Source organism: Bradyrhizobium sp. PMVTL-01 (assembly GCF_051861855.1).
Lineage (GTDB): Bacteria > Pseudomonadota > Alphaproteobacteria > Rhizobiales > Xanthobacteraceae > Bradyrhizobium.
In genome coordinates, this window is the sequence record NZ_CP193982.1 from 5,974,859 (window position 1) to 5,990,655 (window position 15,797).

The 15,797-nt window shown below is 61.9% G+C and carries 13 protein-coding genes; 9 read left to right on the forward strand and 4 right to left on the reverse strand.

Features of this window, described 5'->3' with window-relative positions:
• Window positions 1-155: 155 nt before the first annotated feature.
• Window positions 156-3,290, forward strand: a complete 3,135-nt coding sequence (locus tag ACRQ5Q_RS29060; RefSeq protein WP_439393331.1) for an acetoacetate--CoA ligase — start codon at window positions 156-158, stop codon at window positions 3,288-3,290.
• A gap of 107 nt (window positions 3,291-3,397) precedes the next feature.
• Here the strand turns inward: ACRQ5Q_RS29060 and ACRQ5Q_RS29065 are convergent, their stop codons facing one another.
• Complete coding sequence (locus ACRQ5Q_RS29065) at window positions 3,398-3,682, reverse strand: DUF5681 domain-containing protein (RefSeq protein WP_439393333.1); 285 nt, start codon at window positions 3,680-3,682, stop codon at window positions 3,398-3,400.
• Between the two features lie 1,071 nt (window positions 3,683-4,753).
• Window positions 4,754-4,936 (reverse strand): hypothetical protein, encoded by a 183-nt coding sequence (locus tag ACRQ5Q_RS29070; protein WP_439393335.1) that lies wholly within the window; start codon window positions 4,934-4,936, stop codon window positions 4,754-4,756.
• Window positions 4,937-6,054: 1,118 nt separating this feature from the next.
• On the opposite strand from ACRQ5Q_RS29070, the gene ACRQ5Q_RS29075 reads away from it, so the two are divergent.
• Window positions 6,055-6,318, forward strand: coding sequence for a hypothetical protein (locus ACRQ5Q_RS29075; protein ID WP_439393337.1), 264 nt, complete (start codon window positions 6,055-6,057; stop codon window positions 6,316-6,318).
• A gap of 559 nt (window positions 6,319-6,877) precedes the next feature.
• Here the strand turns inward: ACRQ5Q_RS29075 and ACRQ5Q_RS29080 are convergent.
• Window positions 6,878-7,105, reverse strand: a complete 228-nt coding sequence (locus tag ACRQ5Q_RS29080) for a hypothetical protein (RefSeq protein WP_439393338.1) — start codon at window positions 7,103-7,105, stop codon at window positions 6,878-6,880.
• A 551-nt stretch (window positions 7,106-7,656) separates the two neighbouring features.
• A complete protein-coding gene (locus ACRQ5Q_RS29085; protein WP_439393340.1) occupies window positions 7,657-9,753 on the reverse strand; it encodes an adenylate/guanylate cyclase domain-containing protein in 2,097 nt (698 codons plus the stop codon).
• A 296-nt stretch (window positions 9,754-10,049) separates the two neighbouring features.
• Here ACRQ5Q_RS29085 and ACRQ5Q_RS29090 point away from each other — a divergent pair, with 296 nt between their 5' ends.
• The 7 genes from ACRQ5Q_RS29090 to ACRQ5Q_RS29120 all read left to right on the forward strand — a co-directional run bounded on the left by ACRQ5Q_RS29090 (window position 10,050) and on the right by ACRQ5Q_RS29120 (window position 15,754).
• The gene (locus ACRQ5Q_RS29090; RefSeq protein ID WP_439393342.1) at window positions 10,050-10,355 is read left to right on the forward strand and encodes a BufA1 family periplasmic bufferin-type metallophore; all 306 of its coding nucleotides are present in this window, start codon (window positions 10,050-10,052) and stop codon (window positions 10,353-10,355) included.
• A 37-nt stretch (window positions 10,356-10,392) separates the two neighbouring features.
• Window positions 10,393-11,301, forward strand: coding sequence for an MNIO family bufferin maturase (gene bufB / locus ACRQ5Q_RS29095; protein WP_439393344.1), 909 nt, complete (start codon window positions 10,393-10,395; stop codon window positions 11,299-11,301).
• Window positions 11,291-12,073: an HvfC/BufC family peptide modification chaperone gene (locus ACRQ5Q_RS29100; protein WP_439393346.1), complete on the forward strand. Its 783-nt coding sequence runs from the start codon at window positions 11,291-11,293 to the stop codon at window positions 12,071-12,073. Before bufB ends, ACRQ5Q_RS29100 begins: the two co-directional genes overlap by 11 nt.
• The gene (locus ACRQ5Q_RS29105; protein ID WP_439393348.1) at window positions 12,070-12,582 is read left to right on the forward strand and encodes a DoxX family protein; all 513 of its coding nucleotides are present in this window, start codon (window positions 12,070-12,072) and stop codon (window positions 12,580-12,582) included. Before ACRQ5Q_RS29100 ends, ACRQ5Q_RS29105 begins: the two co-directional genes overlap by 4 nt.
• A 255-nt stretch (window positions 12,583-12,837) precedes the next feature.
• Window positions 12,838-13,998 (forward strand): OpgC domain-containing protein, encoded by a 1,161-nt coding sequence (locus tag ACRQ5Q_RS29110; protein ID WP_439393350.1) that lies wholly within the window; start codon window positions 12,838-12,840, stop codon window positions 13,996-13,998.
• Window positions 13,999-14,030: 32 nt separating this feature from the next.
• Complete coding sequence (locus tag ACRQ5Q_RS29115; RefSeq protein WP_439393352.1) at window positions 14,031-15,242, forward strand: OpgC domain-containing protein; 1,212 nt, start codon at window positions 14,031-14,033, stop codon at window positions 15,240-15,242.
• Window positions 15,243-15,262: 20 nt separating this feature from the next.
• Entirely contained in the window at window positions 15,263-15,754 is a 492-nt protein-coding gene (locus tag ACRQ5Q_RS29120; protein WP_439393354.1) for a DUF2059 domain-containing protein, read from the forward strand.
• Window positions 15,755-15,797: the final 43 nt, after the last annotated feature.

A 15,797-nucleotide genomic window follows, 5' to 3' on the forward strand; every position in this document is an offset into this window, starting at 1 on the left:
TGTCCATCGGAGCCCGTGAAGAGGTCAGCGAAGTACCTCGGGTTGCCTCTTTTTCCCACTGCGATTCACATAGTTTATTGCAGGCAGAAGGATAGCGGTGTCCCCTTACGGCTTGGTTGTCACGTGCCTTACGTAAAGCGGGGTTGGAGGAAGTAGTGTTCCGTCCCGATGCGCATGGCGTCGCACAGTCTCAGCTCACTGCCTTCCGCCAATGGTGCGAGGCCCGCACGGGGCGACAGCTGCGCGATCACGCTGCGATGGACCGCTTCTCGGTCGAGGACTACCACAGCTTCTGGCGCCTCTTCCTCGAGTGGTCGGACTTGCCGCGGGAAGGTGCAGCCGAGCCCGTCTGCGTCGGTTATGCCTGCGAGACCGCGCGCTTCTTCCCGGATCTCCGTCTCAACTACGTTGAGTGTCTCCTCACCGGCACTGCCGACCAGCCGGCGCTGACCGCCTGCCACGCTAACGGCAGCCGCGACCGGTTCACGCGTGGCGCGTTGCGCCTCACGGTTGCTCGACTGGCGAAGTCGTTGCAGCGGCTCGGGGTGCGCCCTGGCGACCACGTCGTGGCCATCGCACGGAACAATGCCGAGGCGGTCATTGCCTGTCTGGCGACCGCCGCCATTGGCGCGACTTTCGCCAGCTGCGCGCCAGACATGGGCGTGCCCGCCATCCTGGCACGCTTCGCCCCTCTCGAGCCCGTGGTGCTCTTCGGGTGCCTTCGCGCGGAGCCATGGGATGCGGGAGTCCCCGTCGCCGATCGCGTCCGCGAAGCGGCGGCCGGCCTGCCGAGCCTCGCGGCGATCATTGCGCTGGATGATGGCTCGCTCGACCTCGACGAGGAGACACCGCTGCACAGGCTTACCGACCTGCTCTGTGATGAAGATGGCGGCAATGATGAGCCGGGCTGGCACCGTCATCCATTCAACCATCCGTTGTTCACGATGTTCTCTTCGGGCACCACGGGCCCGCCGAAATGCATCCAGCACGGCGCCGGCGGCACCTTGCTGGAGCATCTGAAGGAGCACCGGCTGCACTGTGATCTCAGGCCTGGCGATAAGCTGTTCTTCCAGACATCCTGTGGTTGGATGATGTGGAAGTGGCAGCTGTCCGCGTTGGCTTCGGGCGCCGAGATTGTCCTTTATGACGGACCGCTCGCGGCGGCAGACACGTTCTGGCGGATCGTTGCCGAGGAGCACGTGACCGTTTTCGGCACCAATCCTGCCTATCTGCACTTTTGCGAGCAGAAGGGGTTCTGCCCCGGCCAAGTGTTCGACCTTTCTGCCCTGCGCGCCATGCTCTCGACCGGCTCCATCCTGTATCCGCGCCAGTACGACTGGGTCAGCAGCAAAGTGAAGACGTCAATCCCGCTGCAGTCGATCTCGGGTGGCACCGACATCATCGGCTGCTTCGTCCTCGGCAATCCGGATCTGCCGGTCCATCGCGGCGAGGTACAGTGCCGCAGCCTCGGCCTCGATGTCCGCTCGCTGCCGCCCCCTGACGATCCGCAGGCAAGCATAGGCGAGCTGGTCTGCGCCAATCCTTTCCCCTCGCGCCCACTCGGCTTTCACGGCGATGCCGACGGCACGCGCTTCCACGCCGCCTACTTTGCTCAGAACCCCGGCTTTTGGACACATGGCGATCTGATCGAGGCTATGCCTCAGGGGGGCTGGCGCTTGCACGGTCGTTCAGACGGCGTCCTCAATGTGCGCGGCATCCGCATCGGAACCGCGGAGATCTACCGCATCCTCGATGACGTCGAGCAGATCGTCGAGGCGATGGCGGTCGAGCAACAAGCCGAAGACGAGCCAGGCGGCACGCGCATGGTTCTGTTGCTCGTACTGCGTAAAGACGTGGTGCTCGACAGGGCGCTGGCCGGGCACATCCGCGCGAAGCTTGCACGCTGCGGCTCGCCGGCCTTCGTGCCGGCGCGTATCGCGCAGGTCGAGGCGCTTCCCGTCACTTTTAACGGCAAGCGTTCCGAACTCGCAGCGCGGGATGCGGTGAATGGCCGCCCTGTACGGAATCGCGATGCCCTGCAGAACGCGGAGTGCCTTGATGCCATTCGCAACCATCCGGTTCTCCGGGGGCCTCGAACCGTCAGCGCGTCGCCGGAGCCGGCCGCCGTCAGTCGGATGATCCCCGACGCCGAGCGGCTGCCGAAAGACCTGCAGGCAATCTGCGAGCGCGTGCTGGACATCGCTCCCATCGGCTGGTCCGACAATCTTCTGGACTCCGGCGCCGACTCGCTGGCGGTGGTGAGCCTGCTCCTCGAGATCGAGAGCTATGCGGGTCATCCGGTGCCGCTTTCGGCCTTTTCGGGCGCGCCGTCGATCGAAGGGCTGTCCGCGGTCCTCTCCGGCGCGGAGGCTCTGACGGACCGGCAGCTTGGTCGATCGGGCCTGCATGTCCGTGCCGTGGGCCCGGAGGACGTGGAGCCGGTCTGCCACTTTCTCGAGGAAACGTTTTGCGCCTCGCGCATCGAGGCGACGACATGGCGCCGCCTGTTCAATCATGGCTGGTCGGATCACGGGCGCGGCTTCATGCTTTTCGACGGCAACGCCCTGGTCGGGTTCATCGGGGCCATTGCGGCCCCGCGGCAGGTGAACGACGCGGTAGTCCTCGTCCGTAATTTGTCCTCCTGGGTTGTAAACGCGCAGTACCGCGGCTGGGGCATGGCACTGCTCGCCTCGATCCTGGATGACGCGAACGCCACATATACGTGCTTCACCCCACAGCCGTCATCCTGGGCTGCCCTCATGACGCAGGGATTCAAACCGCTGGACTCGCAGCGCATCGCCATGCCGCCATTGCTGCAGGCCGAGACCTTGTTCGCCTCGACCCGGCCGCTGATCAGCTTCGATCCGGCGCTGGTCCGCGAGAAACTGACCAGCCACCAAAAGCAAATCTTCGACGATCACGCGCCCTACGATTGCCTGCAACTCGTCATCATCGACGGGCCCGATCATGCCTATCTCGTGGTGAAACGCCGCGAACATCGTCTTGCAGCGAGCCGGCTGGGAGGGTTAGGACGGTTTCTGCCGCGGCCAATCCCCTATTCGGATATTCTGCATTGTAGTGCACCGGCTCTGCTGGTGCGTCATCTCGAGCGCGTCAAGCTGGCGATCCTGCGCCGGCAGCGCACGGCAGCACTCGTCGCGGAGGCGCGGCTCTTTCCCGTCCGGCCACGAGGCGTGGTACTTCCGATGAGCACGTGCTTCCGCTCCCCACTGACCGTCGCCAGCGAGCTCGACAGGCTTTATTCGGAAATCGTGCTCCTGCCCATCTGAAGGCGGATATTCGCCTCTGCACCATCGATGCCCGCCTTTGAGCCGACGCGGACCTCGCCTCCTGCACGCGCTCCAGGATGACGCGTCCACCCTATCCCGCCCGCGCGTCATTCGATCTGCCCAGTGTTTGAGCGATCATTTAACCCAGCATGAGCACCGTGCTTCTCCCACGTCGCGCGCAGGTCTTCGAGGAAGGATTCTGACATCCTGTTGCGCGAACCTAGCGCCCGACCTTTGGGATTACCGGATTGCCCGGGTTGCCACGGCGGCGCCCGATGCTCCATGCTTCTTTTTGCGCTCACCCGCGAAATCCGCCATCCCGATTCCCCGTCGAGGAGGGCTGAACAGATTCTCCATCCTACCCTGATTTGCCGGAGTTCAGCGTCAGGCATAATGGATCATATGGTGCAGGCACACTGGCAAGATGGAGGTGGGCTTGGGTTCTTTCCCAAGCAGCTGGAACGCTCGGAATTGTTCTTCGTGGGCACCTGGACCGCCTCGATGTTCTTCGCGAGGTGACTCTAAGGCGGAAATGGCCGCAGGACGGGGAGCGGTCCTGCGGACTATCCAGGAAAATTGACTGTCCGGGAAAATTGACTGTTTATGGAATGGGCACTTCCAGCCCGGTTGATCGGATTGATTCCAGAATTTGCTGCGCGGTTTGAGTCGAGAAATCCTGTTCCAGAAAGGAAAACCGCTATTGTTGCGGCGGCGCCACGTTAAAGGTCAGGAAGGCGAACCCAAGTTGAGGCCGCCGCGCGCAAGCTGGAGCCTCTAAATCTTTCCGTTCCCCTCGCGCCCTGGTCACCTAGAGGCCCTTCGGCTCCGCTGGCCCGACGTCTGACTTCAACAATTCGTCCAAGCATCACACGTGGCGCCCCACGCGCTTAACGGCGGCTGCTGGGGCACCTCTGCCCACCAGCTCCTAGGCGTTTGCCTCCGACCGGCCCCAACAGTGGAGCCGCTTTGTCCAGACGGATCGGCTCCGTTCCACTGAGCTTGCGCGTCGCGCCACTGCTCCGAATTTGATTGGCGCCATATCTGCTCATTTTTTGCGCGAAGCTCTGGCGAGTCGAGGAGCCGTCCGCCCGGGCCATAAACGTGTTCGAGCGGACCGTTGAACACTCTCACGTCTTGTGCATAGCAAGGCACGGCGGCGATCATGGCGGCTGAAATGATGAGTACCCTGATCATGACACCCTCCTCGAAGGTGTGAGCTGGCGAAAGCGAGAGGCATCCTCGCAACGCGTGCCGAGCTATTTAAAGTGAACTTGGCGAGCTGCGGCTTCAAGCTTTGGGGAGCTTCCGTTTGGTCACATCGACGGCATTAGCCATGGTGCTACTCACCGAATGAGCCGCGCCCGGATAAAGATGCCAGAAGCTGTCGCCGGGCTCTGCGCTCGGCGGCCCGGACTACCCGCGCCTGGAACGAGCGTTCCTGCGCGTTGGGCCTAGATCGGCCCTTACTCTGCGGCTTCTTGAGCGGTGCGGACCATCTCCGCTCGCCGGGCCAGTTCGTCGTAACTCGCCGCCACCCTGCGAAGCGTTTTCTTCGTCTCGTCGTGCTCGCAATTGCCAGCCTTCGCCCGGAACTCCTCCGCGCGGTCTCGGAAGTATCTGGTGGTGTAGATGCGCTCGATGCCCATGACGCCAATGGCCGTTTGTCGTTCATGTCGATTAATGGACCTATGGTCTAAGTGTTCCTCCGCACGCCTAGCTAGAAGGCATCCGGATTAATTCTCGCAGCTCATGGAGGTGTTGGCTCCCAGACCAACGGCGGCTGCCCCCAGGCCAGCGCAAAGTGGGTCAGGGAGTCGGCCCCTCTGCCCACGAACGCGCGGCGAGACGAGCAGCTGTCTGCTATCTCGAGCGTCATCGGCGGGTGTGGCTTCGCCGGATCGTCTATCTTGATGGTGCGACCCTGCGCTCTTCGATGGCGACTTCCACTGAGCCTCGATAGGGTCGAGGAGAGATCACGCGGTAATCCGTCAACCAGCATCTACCGAGAAGGCCGCCCACCGGCTCACGCTGGCGGGCGGCCCTTCTTCTCGTTTGCGGAATGTTCGTGTCCCGGATCAGATACGTGCGTGTTTGACCCTCAGTGTTCTAATTTGTTCTGGTTAGTGTCCTAAGTTCACTTTTGAACAAAACCACCCCGAGGTAGTTTTAACCGCATCACCGGCCGAGACTCTGTCCGTAGGCGTCGGTGGCTGAGAGACCGAGAGCGCTCCCGCCTGCATAGCGACGGGACCGCTTGATGGATCAGCGCACGTGGTCTCGCATTTCAAATGAACAGTATTTGCGCCAAACGATCCAGCAGACCCACGAGATCCTGCAACAGTCGTATGAGCTGCTCCAACAGCCGATACCCGACACTTTCCTTGGCCGCATAACGCAAGAGCCGTTTCCAAAGGAGACAGATCGCGCCATCGGATGAGATGGCCCGAAGCCATCTTTGGGATCATCGCGTCCTAATTCGAAATTTTGAATGTCCCTGGCTTAATTTGGAACGGCTGCGGTGGTTCAGCGTCTAGCTTTTTTCAGGATCACCGCCATGCCAGAGCATCACACCAATACCCTGATCCGGTGTCCCAAGTGTCAGAAGCCAGTCAAGCTCTTCGAGCGGCTTTGGAACATACGAACTGCCAGCTACGTCCACATATTCAAGTGCGAGTGCGGGGAACTGATCTGGGACGACTAGGTCGGAACCAAGGAACCTTAACATGAGTTAAGTCCCCGGCTTGACCGGGAGGCGCTCATACTCATGGCAACAGGCGACTTGGAATGGCTTGCCGAGCAGATCGAAATCAAGCTGGAGCGGATGCGCGCCAAGACTGAGCGCGAGCAGAAGATGATTCAGCGATCAGCTGAACTGATCGCCAGGGCCAAAGAGCTGCTTAGCAAGCCTGCCCCGAAAGTCTGGCCGTCGAAACGGCACAGCCTTTCCAGCGCAAAAAGAAGGCCCAAGCCGGTGGAGGGAGCGCCCGGCTCGGGCCTTGCTGGGGGTCCGCCGATCGAGCCCCCGTAGACACCTGCTGCTGCTGGACAGCGGCCCCTCACGCTGCCGGGCTCACTTCCGAAATGAAACGCCTCTCTGCCAGCCCCGGCGCGCTAGCCCAGACCAAAAACCTGCATCGGAACTAACTGTTGGGCAACCGGCGTACCTCGGACAAACGATAGGCCCCGCTGTCCTCTTGCCGAGTTCGGCGGAGCTGTTCCAGCCCATCTTCGATCGATCGGAGATCATCCAGAACGTACTTGGCTGCGGGCCCGGATATGGATTGAAGCAATTCGCGCCTAAGATCTCTCATGTCTTCAAGGGCCCGCTGGTGCCTCAAGCGGACGTAAAGCGAGACGACTGCTTTACACGACATGGCATTTCCACTTGCGAAATGAAGGCGCGCAAGATGGATAGTTGAACTGACCGAAGAGGCCCTGGTTCCTAACAGAGGACGGCCATCTCATCGAGGCCAGCTCGGCCACCGCGTGGGGATTCAGATCCCGTTGCCGCTCTGAAGACTCTTGCCGACGGGCTTGTCCCTTGATAGCTGCGCCAGCTCTATGCCCGGAAGTAGTAGGTATTGATCTCACCACCGGCCCCTCAGCTCCAGGCACTGGCGGACCCAATATCCATTTACATGTATCCATTGGCAGGGGTGCGGAGGCTCCTTGATGATTGGCCACCCGTGAACATCGATGTTCGTCGGGGCGGTGATGCCGCGCCAGTAGACTGCATTCGCGCCAGAAGAATTGAAGATCATCGCCGCAACAAAGGCGGCGATGCCAAAAGGCAGTATGCGCATGATCCGCTTCACCTCTTTGCTCCGGCCTCGTTAGCGACATCGACCCCATGGAAAAAGGCCGCAGGCCCTGCCCCTATCCTGCGGCCCATCCGGGAAATTGATTGTCTAAGTATGACTTCCAGCCCCGGTTAGTTGGATGATTCCAGAGTTCTGCTTGCGTGTTGAGACTCTAAAAGCCGTTTCGGAACGAAACTTCTACCCTGTTGCGGCGATGCGACGGTAACGTCAGGAAGGCAGACCAAGTCGGGGACTGGATGGCGAACTTGCCGTCAGCTCAATGCCGGGGAGGCGGCTCACGCAGGCCTTTCTCTTCAACCATGATGCCTTCCCCACTTCAAGAACGGCACCGATCATATTGAGATCAGACTCGGCAACATGTCCGTCATTGACAACGATCTGGTTGTTGCCGACGGCGAGACCGACATCTTCGGTAAGGACCCTAAGAGCGGCGACGCCACCAAGGTCACAGTGTTCTGGGGCGCCATCGACATATTTGAAGGCGGCGCTTTAAAAATCCGCCAGTTAACCGTCGGCATGAAGCCGCCGCCATCCACCGCCGGGCGCTACTTTGACTTCAGCACGGCGATAGGCTGCCATTCCCTCGGCGGATCCTCTTGTTGCAACTGCCTGCACCGCTCCAGCATTACCTCGGCAGGCCGATCCCGGGGTCGCTCTCGCCGCACCTCCGCGAAGTCGATCGCGGCGCCGGGGAAATCGCGCCTGCGATACCGGTTGAGTCCCTGCTCATAGCACGCGATCCAGGAAGCGGCCTGACGTTCCGCGTCGGCCTCGCCGACCAGCCCGACCAATTCGTGGACCGCGATCCCTTCTTCGCGGCCGTAGACAGCGATGCTGTCGACCTCGCGGGTGACGATCGCGCCGCGCGCCAGCCGCTCGGTCTCCTCGCCAATCAGCACGCGCGTTCCGTAGGTCTTGTTGGCGCTCTCAAGGCGGCTCGCCACGTTCACGGCATCGCCGATCACCGTGTAGTTCAAACGCAACTCCGAGCCGATATTGCCGACCAGCATGCGACCAGAATTGATGCCGATCCGGATCTGGAGCGGCTGACCCTGGTCGTCGACGAGTCTGGAGTCCTCGATCGCCCGGCGGCAGGCCAGCGCAGCCCGACAACACCGCGCCGCATGGTCGGGCTGCGGCTGCGGCGCACCCCAGAACGCCATGACGGCATCGCCGATGAACTTGTCGATCGTCCCGCCCTGAGCGACGATGGCTTCCGAGGCCAAATCAAGATACCGCGACAACAAGGGCACGACGCGATCGCCCATACGTTCGGACAGGCTGGTGAAGCCCGCGATGTCGATGAACATCACGCTCAACTCCTGAACGGCACCGCCCGCTTTCGCCTCGACGCCCTGGCGCAGCAGCGCGCGAACGAGGTCGGCCGGGATGAATTTGCGAAAGGCCGAGAGCCCGGCGGCCATTTCCGCAATCGCGCCCGACAGGCTCGCGATCTCCTTCAGGCGCGAGGGGTGCCGGCGCACCAGCTCCAGCGCAAAGGTCTCGACATGGCGGATCTCGCCGACGACGCGGGACAGCGGTGCTGCGATCACCGTACGCGCCAGAAAGGCCGAGGCTAGCGCCGCAAGCACCGCGCCGACGGCGAGGCCCAGGATCAGGCGCCGCAACGTGGTCTCGACGGGACCGAGAAACTCGGCTTCGGGAATGACGGTTGCGAGCCGCCAGCCGGGAAACGGCAGCGGCGTGAGCGCGACCTCAAAGGCGGCGCCGTCGGGAGTGAGGCGGCTGCGCCACGTATCCTTGTCGGTCCCCGCGTTGGCTAACGCCTTCTGCGCCAGCGGCAGCAATGCCTGCCCGCCGCGCGCCGGATGCAGCTCGTCGGCGTCCTTGTCGGGCGCGGCCACGAGCTCGCCGCTGCCGTCGAAAATGAAGGCCGTCCCGGTGTGCCCGACCTCGAGCTGGGCGAGGAAGCGCGCGAGGCGCGTATATTCGATGATGATGGCGAGGACGCCCTGCCGCTCCTGATAGACGTCGATCGGACCAGCGAGGGCGATCGACGGGCGCTCTCCGATGGGATGGTCGGTCACCTTGAACCAGCTGGGGTCCTCGGCCTTGATGCCGGTCTTGAACCAGGTGCGATCGGCGACGCGAAAATCGGTCGGCTCGAAGCGGCGGTTGGCGAATTCGATGTCGCCGGGCACCACGTCATATTCGTCGATCCGCCGCTGCCCGGCATGATCGGTGAGCGAGATCTCCATCATCTCCAGCCGGCCGTCACCGAGCTTGTGGGCGGCGAAGAACGCCCCGTCAGGCCAGCCGAAGGCGACCCAGGAGATCGTGGCCTGCGATTGTAGCTGTGACAGGAAGACGAATTCACGCTTGTCGGCCTCGCGGGTGTCGAGCACGTTTTGCAGGAACAGCGTGCGGATCGCGGTGTGTGCCGCGCGCGCTTCGTCGACGATGGCCGCGACCTCCTTGCGAACGGCGGCCACGATCTGCTCGTTGATGGTCGCAGCCAATTGCCGGCTGGTCGCCTCAGCCGTGCGCCACCACAGAAGGCTGGACAGGGCGGCCGTCAGGAGGATCGCGGTCAGGACCAGCGCCGAGACGGCAAGACGGATGCTGACCGTCAGCCGCCTGACCGCTTGGCCTGATGCAATGCGTCCGGAGCTGGCGATCATGACGGGGTCCGACGGGTTGACGAGGCTGCCTGGTATCTTTGTACGCAGGACCTCAGCCGTTCGTTACGTCTCGCAAATGTCGAGCCCTCAGGCCAATGCCTGCCGGCTAACGAGTCCATACGGACAAAGCATTGGCGTTATCGCGCCGGCGCGCCGCTAATCAGCCCAAGCGCACAGCGTCGTGCGCGTCACCCAACGGTCTCACCAACTCGTGAGCGGCTCCTCCGGTAACGGCGTCCGCGGCGGGAACGAACGAGACGGCGGGCCCATCGCCGAACTCCAGAGGAGAAATCTAAATGTCTGCCAAAACTACCATCAGCTCGCTGGTCCTTGCCGGCGCCGTCTCCACCGCGCTCGCGACGCTGGCCGTCGCCGGCCCCCTGACCAAGGCTGAAGCCGATGCGGCCGTCGCCGCCAAGAAAGAGAAGTGCTTTGGCGTCGCGCTGAAAGGCCAGAACGACTGCGCCGCCGGCCCGGGAACGACCTGCCAGGGCACCTCGACCGTCGACTTCCAGGGCAACGCATGGAAGTTCGTCCAGGGCGGCACCTGCGCCAACATCGAGCTGCCCGGCGGCAAGCACGGTTCGCTGAAGCCGATCTGAAGCCGACGATCGTCACGACACAATGCGGAGGAGCGATATGGACGCAGCGATCAGGCCCCGGACGTCTGCGGCCATTCCCCTCCGCTTTTCCTATGCCCCCGGCGGCGTCGCCGGGACGAGCTTCAAGCGCGAGCATCTTGCCGCCATCCTCGACGAGGGCCCGCAACGCGGCTTCTTCGAGGTCCATGCCGAGAACTACATGGGCGCGGGCGGACCGCCGCATCGCATGCTGGAACAGCTGCGTCGCGATCACACGCTGTCGCTGCATGGCGTCTGCATGTCGATCGGCGGTCCCGCGCCGCTCGACCGAGCCCATCTGGCGCGCTTCCGGGCCCTCGTCGCGCGGTACCAGCCCGCATTGGTGTCCGAACATCTCGCCTGGTCGACGCACGAGACCAGCTTCTTCAACGATCTCTTGCCGCTGCCCTACAGCGAAGCGACGCTCGATCGCGTCTGCGACCACATCGACGAGGTGCAGGAGGCGATCCGGCGTCCGTTGCTGCTGGAAAATCCCTCGACCTATGTGGCGTTCCGCTCTTCCACCATGAGCGAGACCGATTTCATGCGCATTGTTACCGAGCGCACCGGCTGCGGCCTGCTGCTTGACGTCAACAACGTCTTCGTCTCCGCAACCAATCACGGGTTCTCGGCGCTGCAATACCTCGCCGACTTCCCGCTGTCGCGCGTTGGCGAGATCCATCTGGCAGGGCACACCGATCAGAGCGACGACGAGGGCGAGCTGCTGCTGATCGACAGCCATGACGGTCCGGTCACGGATGCCGTGTGGAAGCTGTTCGAGATGGTCGTCGCGCGCTGCGGCCCCACACCGACGCTGATCGAATGGGACAGCAACATCCCGGACTGGCCGGTGCTGAAGGCGGAAGCCGCAGCCGCGCAAGCGATCCTCGATCGCGCTCACACCGTGTGTGAGCGCCATGCAGCCTGAAACGCACGCTTCCTATGCGGCCGCGTTCGCGCCGGCGCTGCTCGATCCCGACAGCGACGTGCCCGCCGTCGTCACCGGCCCGCGCGGCAAGTCGGCGGTGAAGCGCTACAACGTCTATCGCAACAACGTCACCGTCAGCCTGATCGACGCGCTCGGGGCGATCTATCCGGCGGTGCAGCGCCTCACAGGAGCGGATTTCTTCCGCGCCATGGCGCGCTTCCATGTCCGCGAGACGCCGCCGACCTCGCCACTGCTGTTCGACTATGGCCGCGATTTTCCCGCCTTCATCGCCCGCTATGAGCACGCCCGGTCGCTGCCGTGGCTCGCTGACGTCGCGCGGATCGAGCGGGCCTGGCTCGACGCCTATCACGCCGCTGACGCGGCGCCCTTGTCGGCAAATGAGCTTGCGGGGGTCGCACCGGATCGTCTGGCCAGCCTTGTCTTCACCGTGCATCCGGCGACGCGCGTGGTTCGATCGGCATTCGCTGCGGTGACGATTTTTGCTGCCAACCGCACTGGCCGCTCCGCTGACCGCGTCGATGCATCGACGCCCGAGGACGCGCTGATCACGCGGCCGGAACTCGACGTCATCGTGCAGCAGCTCCCGCCCGGCGGCGCGGTCTTCCTGACCTGCCTGATGTCGGGATGCATGCTCGCCGAGGCCGCTGCTGCGGCGCTCGAGGATTCGCCCGCCTTCGACCTCGCCATCAACATCGCCGGTCTCTTCGAGGCTGGCGCCTTCACCTCGCTGACGTCTGGAGACGCAAGATGATCACGGAACAACGCATCGCGGCAGCAGGGCCCCTGCCCTCGCTCGGCGCTCTCGCAGACAAGGCCAATGATCTGGTCCGTGCGATTGCGGCGCCATCTCTGGTGCAGCTAGTTCTTCGCGTGGCACTAGCCGTGCCGTTTTGGCGCTCAGGCATCCTTAAATGGAATGGCTTCCTCAAACTGAGCGATACCGCCGTCGCATTATTCAGCGACGAATTCATGCTCCATCTCCCAGGCGGGCCATACCATTTCCCGGTCCCGACTGTGATGGCCTTCCTCTCCGGGTTGGGCGAGGTCTGCTTTCCTGTCCTGCTGATCCTGGGTCTAGGCACCCGTTTCGCTGGTCTTGGCTTGTTGTTCATGACCGTGATCGTCGAGCTTACGGTGCCGGACGGCTGGCCAATTCACCTCACGTGGGCGGCTATGGCGCTGAGCATTATGTGCTGGGGCCCGGGGCGATTCTCTATCGACCATTTGGCCGGTCGGCTCGTCCAAACGTCAGACGAGTAGTGCCGAGCCAATGGAGGTTTCGTTTTTTCGATTTTCTTGTTCCACAGCTCAAGCTAAGCTTCTGGTCGGACCAGGGGGCAAGCAATGAAGCATTTGCCGATTTTCGGTAGTCATAGCGCGCGAGCCAAGGTCGGGACGAAAGGCCGCCCCCAATACCGCCGATTGGTCTGGCTCGCTGCCTGGTTCGCGAGAGGATACCCGAAACCTAGCGGCCATCTCGCTGCGAGCCCTGTGTCGCCGTCTGTCCCGACACCGATGTTCGTGCTCGCAAAAGGCCAGCGAGAACTGCGGCTCGACCTTTTCCGCGGCCTCGCGCTCTGGCTGATCTATATCGATCACGTTTCACCCGACCTCCTCACGTGGGCGACGATTCGCAATTACGGGTTCAGCGATGCCGCCGAAGTGTTCATTTTCATCTCCGGTTTCACCGCAGCTCTGGTCTATGGTCGCGCGACCTTCGAGGCCGGCTTCGTCATCGGGACAGCACGTGTGCTGCGGCGGGTCTGGCAAATCTATACCGCCCATCTTCTGCTCTTCCTGGTCCTGATGGCGGAAATCGCCTTTGTTACGAGCGTCTCCGAGAAGCCGGCGTTCTACATCCAGGAGATGGAGGTGGGAGAATTCTTCAGGCAACCTGGGTCTGAAATCATCCAGGCGCTCTTCCTGCGTTTTCGTCCGCTGAACATGGATGTCCTGCCGCTCTATGTGGTGCTGATGGCGTTTCTGCCCTTGGTCTTGCTGGTCGCACGTTTGCACAGGGATTTGCCGCTGGCTTGCTCGGTCGCACTTTACATACTGACGCTCCGGTACGATCTGCATCTGTCGACCTATCCGGACGGCTTCTGGTCGTTCAATCCCTACGCATGGCAGTTGCTGTTCGTCTTCGGCGCCTGGTGTGCGCTTGGAGGTCGAAAACGATTATCCCCGCTCCTCGAGTCTCGAGCAGTCTTCTGGCTCGCCGTCGCTTATCTGTGCGCCGCGTTCTTCGTCACCATGACCTGGTATTTTCCGCCCCTGGAGGCGCTGATCCCGAGCTGGTTGGCGCGGCTGATCTATCCCATCAACAAGACCGATTTTGACGTCCTGCGCTTTGCGCATTTCCTCGCGCTGGCGGTCGTCGTGCTCCGCTTCGTACCTGCCGGCTGGGCGGAGCTGCGATCCGCCTGGGCGCGGCCTCTAATCCTTTGCGGGCAGTATTCACTGCAGATCTTTGCACTTGGAGTTGCCCTGTCATTCGCAGGGTATGCGCTGCTGATGGAGATTGATGCCGGTGTCGTGCTGCACGTCTTGGTCGGCGCCGCCGGCATCTTGATGCTGTACAGCGTCGCCTTGGTGTTCAGTTGGTACAAATGGGCAATGTCCGGGCGCGAGCGCGCCAAAACGAATACGTCAGAGCTAATCACGCAAAGTGCTTAGTGATATTCACCCTAATTAATGGACCGACGGCCATGGGAAAAGAGAGCACAGATCGGTTTGTCGTCGAGCGAGATTTGAGGCTCGACCTTTTGCGCGGACTTGGTCTCTGGATGATCTTTCTCGATCACATTCCGGATGACGTCGTGGCTTGGCTTACGCTGCGCAATTACGGCTTCAGCGACGCGGCCGAGTTCTTCGTTTTCATTTCCGGCTACCTTCTTGGGTTCATCTACGTTCCCATCGTCGCCTCGGGCCAGTTCCTTGCCGCCTTGAAGCGCCTGTGGCTGCGGGCCTGGCAAATGTATGTCGCCCACATCCTGCTGTTCCTCGCCTTCACGGCGCAGATCGCCCGCGCCGCGCGGAAGTGGGACAATCCGATGTATAAGGACGAGTTCAATGTCGCTAACTTTCTTGCCCATCCTGACGAATTGATCGGCAAGGCGCTCACGCTGCAATACAAACCCGTCGATCTCGACGTTCTGCCGCTTTACATTTCCCTGGTTGTGGTTGCTCCCTTTGTGGTGTGGTGCCTCGTGCGCCGCCCGAACCTGACCCTGGCCGGTTCGATCGTGCTGTACCTGCTGGCGCGCTATTTCGATTGGAACTTGCCGTCCTATCCGAAGGGGGCAACCTGGTATTTCAACCCGTTTGCCTGGCAGTTGATGTTCTTCTTTGGTGCCTGGTGCGGCTGCGGTGCTGTCGCCCAGATCAGCAAATTCCTCCGCTCGCGCATCGTGTTCGCAGTCGCGATCGCCTGGATCCTCTTTGCCCTGGTGATCGTGATGAGCTGGCACAGCGCGTTCCTGGAGTCGCTGATCCCGAAGTGGATGATCAAGCTGATCTATCCGATCGACAAGACCGATCTCGATATGCTGCGGTTCACGCATTTCCTCGCGCTTGCCGTAATCGTCTCACGCTATCTCAACCGAGATTGGGCCGGGCTTAAGTCGAAGTGGCTCCGCCCTCTCGTGCTGTGCGGTCAGCATTCGCTGCCGCTGTTCTGCCTCGGCGTATTCCTGTCCTTTGGCGTACATTGGATGCTTGTTCAATGGAAACACCAAGTCATCGAGCAAATTCTGCTCAGCATCGGCGGAATGGCCATCATGACGGCAGCCGCGTGGGTTTTGGATCGAGCACAAAGGGTGCCGAACCTCTTCGTCGACGCGGGGATCAAGGAGGAACAAAACCTGGTCACTCAACCCGCCCCATTGGCTGGGATGCAAACACAGCCAAGCGCGGCCTGAGAAAAGGCGAGGAGTCCAGCATGTACAAGAGCCTGATGATTGCCATTGGCATAGCGTTGCTCGCAATAGGAGTTGCAAGAGCCGAGACCTCATCGCCGGCCGCAATAGACGCAGCAAGAAGCCTGGCCGTGACCTTGAAGATCGCCGATAAATACAAGTCTCTCCTTCCAGGTATCTTGCTCAGGCTCCGGCCGACCTTGTCTCAGGACCGGCCGGAGATCGAGCGTGACTTCGACGCCGCAATGCCGGCGATCTTGGAAGCCAACCAATCGAAATACACTAACTCGATGATCGAGGGTGCCGCGCCGCTCTACGCGAAGATCTTCTCGGCGGACGAACTTCGTGCCATCGACGCGTTCTATCGTAGCGCGGCCGGCCAGAAATATATTGAAAAATCGCACGAACTCTCGGAGATCAACCAAAAACTCAGCGATGACATCTCGCGCGAAGCTGCGGACGAGATGAAAGAGCGGATCACCCAGTCACTAAGAGACAAGGGACACAAACTTTAGCAGATTCGTCGTGACGGAAGGACCGCCACGCAGCGCGCCCAGA

Coding starts and splice junctions, on each gene's coding strand:
- ACRQ5Q_RS29065 (WP_439393333.1), bottom strand. CDS start 3,682: ATGCCTGACGCTGAACTCCGGCAAATCAGGGTAGGATGGAGAATCTGT.
- ACRQ5Q_RS29070 (WP_439393335.1), bottom strand. CDS start 4,936: ATGGGCATCGAGCGCATCTACACCACCAGATACTTCCGAGACCGCGCG.
- ACRQ5Q_RS29075 (WP_439393337.1), top strand. CDS start 6,055: ATGGCAACAGGCGACTTGGAATGGCTTGCCGAGCAGATCGAAATCAAG.
- ACRQ5Q_RS29085 (WP_439393340.1), bottom strand. CDS start 9,753: ATGATCGCCAGCTCCGGACGCATTGCATCAGGCCAAGCGGTCAGGCGG.
- ACRQ5Q_RS29090 (WP_439393342.1), top strand. CDS start 10,050: ATGTCTGCCAAAACTACCATCAGCTCGCTGGTCCTTGCCGGCGCCGTC.
- bufB (WP_439393344.1), top strand. CDS start 10,393: ATGGACGCAGCGATCAGGCCCCGGACGTCTGCGGCCATTCCCCTCCGC.
- ACRQ5Q_RS29100 (WP_439393346.1), top strand. CDS start 11,291: ATGCAGCCTGAAACGCACGCTTCCTATGCGGCCGCGTTCGCGCCGGCG.
- ACRQ5Q_RS29105 (WP_439393348.1), top strand. CDS start 12,070: ATGATCACGGAACAACGCATCGCGGCAGCAGGGCCCCTGCCCTCGCTC.
- ACRQ5Q_RS29110 (WP_439393350.1), top strand. CDS start 12,838: ATGTTCGTGCTCGCAAAAGGCCAGCGAGAACTGCGGCTCGACCTTTTC.
- ACRQ5Q_RS29115 (WP_439393352.1), top strand. CDS start 14,031: ATGGGAAAAGAGAGCACAGATCGGTTTGTCGTCGAGCGAGATTTGAGG.
- ACRQ5Q_RS29120 (WP_439393354.1), top strand. CDS start 15,263: ATGTACAAGAGCCTGATGATTGCCATTGGCATAGCGTTGCTCGCAATA.